4 protein-coding genes and 1 pseudogene are annotated in these 3,997 nt (G+C 48.0%); 2 read left to right on the top strand and 3 right to left on the bottom strand.

The genetic code is table 11. The features are described from left to right. On the top strand, window positions 1-476 hold a 476-nt coding region (locus AB7S66_RS11735), incomplete at its 5' end, for a family 20 glycosylhydrolase (protein ID WP_428520220.1). 173 nt (window positions 477-649) lie between these two features. Here the strand turns inward: AB7S66_RS11735 and AB7S66_RS11730 are convergent. From AB7S66_RS11730 to AB7S66_RS11720, 3 genes are all read right to left on the bottom strand, one after another. After that, a complete protein-coding gene (locus tag AB7S66_RS11730; RefSeq protein ID WP_428520218.1) occupies window positions 650-955 on the bottom strand; it encodes a YhbY family RNA-binding protein in 306 nt (101 codons plus the stop codon). A gap of 14 nt (window positions 956-969) precedes the next feature. Then, on the bottom strand, window positions 970-2,709 hold the full coding sequence (locus AB7S66_RS11725) for an AMP-dependent synthetase/ligase (protein ID WP_428520216.1): 1,740 nt from the start codon (window positions 2,707-2,709) through the stop codon (window positions 970-972). 121 nt (window positions 2,710-2,830) lie between these two features. Next, a complete protein-coding gene (locus AB7S66_RS11720) occupies window positions 2,831-3,709 on the bottom strand; it encodes a LysR substrate-binding domain-containing protein (protein ID WP_428520214.1) in 879 nt (292 codons plus the stop codon). Window positions 3,710-3,795: 86 nt separating this feature from the next. On the opposite strand from AB7S66_RS11720, the pseudogene AB7S66_RS11715 reads away from it, so the two are divergent. Further along, a pseudogene (locus AB7S66_RS11715) lies at window positions 3,796-3,997 on the top strand ((4Fe-4S)-binding protein); the annotation flags it as partial.

The following is a 3,997-nucleotide window of genomic DNA, read 5'->3' as shown; positions in this document are numbered from 1 at the left end:
CTATCGGCTGGGATGAGGTCCTTGAGGGTACCGAGTCCCTTGGTCTTCCCAAGGATTTGATCGTGATGTCCTGGAGAGGTGTTGCCGGAGGTATTGAAGCAAGCAAGCGAGGACATGAGGTGATCATGTGCCCCAATACCGATGGATGTTATTTTGATTATCAACATACTGATGATGAGGAGGAAATGGGGAATTTGGGTGTAAGCAGCATCACCCAGGTAGCCCAATTCGATCCTCTTGCCGGACTACAGGGTGAAATGGATCGTGGTCGGGTACTGGGAAGCCAAGGGAATCTTTGGACCGAAAAGATCACGAGCGGACGACAAGCAGAATATATGCTGTTCCCCAGGTTGATGGTACTGGCTGAACGATTATGGAACCCACAGGAACCAGAAAAGACATTGGACAGGATTCCATTGTTGTACAAGGTTTGTGACGCTTTATCGATCAATTGCTACAGGGGGCCTCTTGCTTGACCTCTTGCTTTCCACCAAAGAGCTGTGGTACCACTAGGGTAACACCTTTTGGTGGATTTTCTCTGGTGCAGGCCCTGCTTCCGTTGGAATGCGGGCCTGCTTTTCCTTTGTTCAACAAGAAGAAAGCTGCTTCCCTGAGGAAACAGCCTTGCATTCATGTACGATACCCAATCCTACTCACCCTTTCTGGCAAGGGAGTTGGGAATATGTATGAGATGCTCTTCGCTTTCGCGGTAAAACGTGGCAATGAAGCCGATGATACTGATCAAATCACTATCCGTCTTCTGGGCCAACTTTCCAGAGAGTGGTCTCATCTCATCCTTCTGCGCCTGGAATTTGACCTTCACCAGCTCATGGCTGGATAAGGCTTCATGCAAAGCAGATACTACTCGGTCATCAACACCCTCTTTGCCGACCATGACAATCGGCTTAAGGGAGTGTGCTTGCGACCGAAGGAAATTTCTCACATTGCTATTCATAGGAAGTACTATACCTAGTCCTTGTACTTTTGTGCAACTACGAAGCGCTTTACTTTTTTGGTACTGGTCATCTCCAGCGGCTCATCTACCACGGTAACACGAGTGATTTTCTTGTAGGACTGCAACTGCTTGTTCACCTCACTTACGATTTGCTGCATCCGCTCCTCAATCTTCTCCTTGGCTGAATCCCCGTACTCTTTTACCATTTCTTCACGATACTTTTCATCAGGGTATATCAAGGCCCTGATCCCTTCACTCTTGTTCTTCTTGTCGATGAGATATCCGATCACACAGATGGTATCTATCTCAGTGTAGAGTTGGAAGTGATCCTCAATCTCCTCAGGAAACACATTCTTACCACCCTCGGTCACGATGAGGTTCTTTGCTCTTCCCGTCAGGTAGAGATACCCTTGTGCATCCTGGTAGCCGACATCACCGGTATTGAGCCATCCATCCTCAAGCACCTCAGCAGTAGCTTCCGGGTTGTTGTAATAACCCTGCATGACCATGGGCCCCTTGATATAGATGATTCCATTACCCTCAGCATCCGGATTCACGATCTTGACCTCAGTCTGGGGCAGCTTCTTGCCGACCGAGCTCTCGATATAGGCTTCCACTGGATTGAGGTGGGTGATGGGACTGGTCTCGGTAAGACCGTAGCCCTGTACAAAATCAATTCCAAGCTGGTTGAACATCTTGAAGGTAGAGGCAGGAAGCGGTCCACCCCCGCTGATACAGATACGGTTGGTATCGAGGGAGAGCTTCTTGAGCAAGAAGCCAAACATCTTCTTCCCGACATTCACCTTGAATATCTTTTTCAGGAAACCGGAGATTCCCATCATGAATCGTACGATCCCATAGAGAACAATTCCCTTCTCCTTCACGCCATTCAGCAGTGCGGCAATCATCTTGTTGAAAAGCATGGGAACAGCAAGGAACATTGTTACCTCGCCCTCCTTGAGCTCCTTAAGCATTTGACTGATCACCAATTTCTTGCCAAAGACAATGGAAGCACCTACACTTATGGCCTCAAAGAAGACCGCCATCATGGTGTAGGAGTGATGGATGGGAAGAATTGCATAGAATACGTCAGTGGGGTACAGCTTCATATGTCCTTGTGCAAGGTAACAGTCTGCCACCATGTTTCGATGACTGAGCATAACACCCTTTGGCGTTCCCGTGGTTCCACTGGTAAAGAGAATCGCAGCAGTATCCTCGCTCTCTGCCCTATGCCTATTCTGAGCCTCTGCCTTGAGGTCCAGGACAAAAGGCATGGTTCCTTCTTTCTCCAGGGAAATGCGGTCAGTCAAGCCAAGTTTGTTCTCTGCGTCAAAGGTTTCCACTCGGTCAGCATCTGCAAAGAGAATCTTCACCCCGGCAAACTCCAGGAATTTGGACATATCCTTATTGGTAAGGGTATTATCCAGGGGGACTACAATCGCTCCGGCGAAGAGAATACCAAGGTAGGCAATAGCCCACTCAGGACTGTTCTTTCCGATTACTGCAATCTTGTCATCCTTCTTGACACCCTTGGAGACAAGATAATCTGCAACAGAGAGGACATATGCATGAACTTCTGAATACGTAAAGGTTTCGTGCTGTGGAACAAAAGCTGTAAAACACTTGTTCTGGGGATAGCGTTCGACTGTGATCTCAAACATTTCCACCACAGTAGGCCATGCACCTTTGAACTTCTTACCCCGATAAGCCTCAAGGAAATCCCAAGGTTTCTCACCTTTCTTGCGTGTTGCCATCGTTCCGACCTCCTGTGTTCGTTCCCTGTTTCCAATCTTCTTATACTATAGGCAGAAGCATCATGAAAAATCAAGATTATTGTGACATGTTTTCACAATGCGTAATTGTGTAATGTACTTTTCACTCCTGGACCGTATCACTTTTCAGCAGTTGTAATAACTTATCCATCGAGGGAGTAAATACCTTGTCCTTGTGGTGGACAAGTGAGAAATAACGCTTCATATCCACTCCCTGCAATTCCAATTCCCTGAGTGTCCCTTCCTTGACCAGATGATGTACCAGACGTCGGGAAATGACCGTAATTCCCTGACCGGCACATACTGCACGGATAATCGCATCGTTGCTGTGGCATGACCATTTCTCCTCAAAGGGGAATGCTTTTTCCTGGAGCAATCCAACAAACAACGCCCGTGTGCCACTCCCTTCCTCCCTGAGGATGAGAGGATAGTCGCTCAATGTCTTCAGGCTACACGTTGAAGGGGCAGGAAACTCTTTTGCACATACGGGAATCAATTCGTCAACAAAGCAGGGGGTGCATACCAGTGACTTGCTTTGTACCATTCCCTCTATCAAAGCCAGATCCAAGCTTCCATCAAGGAGCAGTCTCTCGATGGTCTGGGTGTTGTCAACCTGTACCTGGACACGCAAGAGCGGGTGCTCGCTCTCAAAACGTGCAATAAGATCAGCGAGCAGGGTACTGCCAACTGTGATGGTCGCCCCCATCCTGATCGTCTGCTGTCGAGAATATGCCCCAAGCTCATTTTCAAGGGTATCAACCAAACCAACAATCGAACGGGATCGTGAGAGGAGAAACCTCCCCTCATCAGTCAAATGCAAACTCCGTCCCAACCTGTCGAACAACAACACCCCGTAATCCTTCTCCAGGGAACCGATTACTGCACTGACCGTCGGCTGGGCGATATGCAGTTTCTCTGCTGCCTTGCTCATGGATAGCTGTTCGGCTACTGCAACGAAAATGGAAAGGTCTCGAATAGTCATTTGTTTTTACCTATATATTGCATATATTTTTTATTATTTACTTTATACCCAAACACTTCTAGACTGCAACACGATCAGGAGGAATTATGGCGCTTACAGAACAAACGATCAAAGCATTGAAGGCAGAAGGGTTTCTACATAATAGAGGAACAGAGAACTTTTCCGCCCGTATCATTACAGGGAACGGTACATTACCGGCGGAGATGCTCTCACAACTCTCACACCTCAGCGAGACCTATGGGGATGGGACGGTAAGTCTTACCGGGAGGCTCACTGTTGAGATCCCCG

This window comes from Sphaerochaeta sp. (assembly GCF_050178175.1).
Taxonomy (GTDB): Bacteria; Spirochaetota; Spirochaetia; order Sphaerochaetales; family Sphaerochaetaceae; genus Sphaerochaeta.
This window is presented reverse-complemented; position numbering and strand designations above follow the sequence as displayed.

What these genes read in the sequence shown, in the direction of transcription:
- AB7S66_RS11720 (WP_428520214.1), bottom strand. Translation starts at nt 3,709, where the DNA reads ATGACTATTCGAGACCTTTCCATTTTCGTTGCAGTAGCCGAACAGCTA.
- AB7S66_RS11730 (WP_428520218.1), bottom strand. Translation starts at nt 955, where the DNA reads ATGAATAGCAATGTGAGAAATTTCCTTCGGTCGCAAGCACACTCCCTT.
- AB7S66_RS11725 (WP_428520216.1), bottom strand. Translation starts at nt 2,709, where the DNA reads ATGGCAACACGCAAGAAAGGTGAGAAACCTTGGGATTTCCTTGAGGCT.